Below are 530 nucleotides of genomic sequence, written 5' to 3'. Positions count from 1 at the left end.
CCAACCGGGCCACATCCCCCGCTGTCGCCGGCGTGAACACCCCACCCAACCGCGCCGCCAACGACGCCACCGTCACCCCCGACCCCGACCCCCACAACCCGTCACCACGACCGTCGGAATCGCCCACACCCAACGCGGTCACACCCAACGCGGTCAACAACCGATCCGCCCGCACCACACAATCACCCCGCCCATCCCAGGCCGGGAAACCCGCCACCGCCCCCACCAACACCAGCGGCGCCTGCGGCTCACCATCGCCACCCACCGCCGAGGCCACCACCACCGACCGCAGAACCCCCTCCACCGCCCGACCCCCGGCCTCATACTCCTGCGGTAACACCACCTGAGCACCACCGGCGAACGCCACCACCCGCGAACCCCACACATCCCCCCGCAACCCACCCCCCGACACCAACACCGGCACACCAAACCGATGACCACGACCCAACGCCACCTCCAACCTCACCCCCAACCCGCCACCGGCCACCGGCACATACACCATCCGCTCCCGCACCCCCACCGGCTGCCCC

The 530-nt window shown here is 71.3% G+C and carries 1 protein-coding gene; it reads right to left on the bottom strand.

Annotation, left to right across the window (positions count from 1 at the left end):
• Positions 1-304: hypothetical protein (locus ACLQ24_RS30160; protein WP_425895125.1), on the bottom strand; the 304-nt coding region annotated here is incomplete at its 3' end.
• Between the last annotated feature and the right edge of the window lie 226 nt (positions 305-530).

Origin of the sequence: Micromonospora sp. DT4, assembly GCF_049841675.1 — a bacterium.
Taxonomy (GTDB): domain Bacteria; phylum Actinomycetota; class Actinomycetes; order Mycobacteriales; family Micromonosporaceae; genus Micromonospora.
Note: the sequence above shows the minus strand (reverse complement) of the source record. Positions and strands in the feature narration are given on the sequence as shown.